Annotated in this window: 3 protein-coding genes; all 3 read right to left on the reverse strand. The window is 54.9% G+C overall.

Annotation, left to right across the window (positions count from 1 at the left end; genetic code table 11):
* A partial coding sequence (locus ACJHYW_RS25220) for a hypothetical protein (protein ID WP_000515547.1) occupies nt 1-168 on the reverse strand: 168 nt, incomplete at its 3' end.
* A gap of 60 nt (nt 169-228) precedes the next feature.
* Complete coding sequence (locus ACJHYW_RS25225) at nt 229-831, reverse strand: tail assembly protein (protein ID WP_000090882.1); 603 nt, start codon at nt 829-831, stop codon at nt 229-231.
* A partial coding sequence (locus ACJHYW_RS25230; RefSeq protein ID WP_148725478.1) for an NlpC/P60 family protein occupies nt 768-990 on the reverse strand: 223 nt, incomplete at its 5' end. The genes ACJHYW_RS25230 and ACJHYW_RS25225, both read right to left, overlap by 64 nt.

Here is a 990-nt window from a genome sequence, read left to right on the forward strand (position 1 = left end):
CTCACTGTCCAGCACCGGCGTACTGTTCAGCAGCACGCTTTTTAATCCATCCACCGGACCTTCAACCGGCCCTTCGCTGATGGCATCGATCACACTCAGCAGCTGCGTGGACTTCAGGTTGTCCTTCGCTTCGCGCGGGGTATGCCCCTTACTGCTGCCTTTACCCATTCGTCATGCTCCATAAACGATAAAACCGCCCGGAGGCGGTTTCACATAAAACGTTTTTCATCAGCGACCAATCACCACAACCTGACCACCATCACCTTCATCTGCTGTGCTGATCTCCTGAGATACCACACGTGATCCCACGCGCATTTCACCGTACAGAACGGGCAGAACATTGCCCTGGGCAACCATATTATCCAGTGAAGAAAAATAGGTGTTCTGTTTGCCGTTATCCGTTGTCTGTGTGCGGGGGGTTTTGGGTTTAGGGGCCAGCATCTGTGCAACACCGCCAAGCGTCATACTGGCACCGAGAGAAAACAGCAGATTACTCGCCATAATTCCTACCCCCGGCATCCATATAGCAACCGCCATAACAGCCGCCCCCAGCACAGCCTGAAACACACCGCCACTTTTGGCTCCTGCCAGACGCGGCACGATATGGATCACAGCACCATTTGCCAGCGGTTCATTAAGACGGGCTGATAATTCCGTTTCACCTGTATCACGCCCGGCAATCCGTACCTGATACCAGCCGTCGCTCAGTTTCTGACGAAACGCCGGGAGCTGTGTGGCCAGCGCCCGGATGGCTTCAGCCCCCGTTTTCACACGAAGGTCGATGCGGCGACCAAATCGTTGTAAATCCCCGTAAAGGCAGATGCGCGCCATGCCCGGTGACGCCAGAGGGAGTGTGTGCGTCGCTGCCATTTGTCGGTATACCTCTCTCGTTTGCTCAGTTGTTCAGGAATATGGTGCAGCAGCTCGCCATCACCACAGTAAATGGCGGCATGATTCGGCACCGATGAACCAAAACAGCACAGCAGCACA

This window comes from Escherichia sp. WS3063, from assembly GCF_046486595.1.
Lineage (GTDB): Bacteria > Pseudomonadota > Gammaproteobacteria > Enterobacterales > Enterobacteriaceae > Escherichia > Escherichia coli.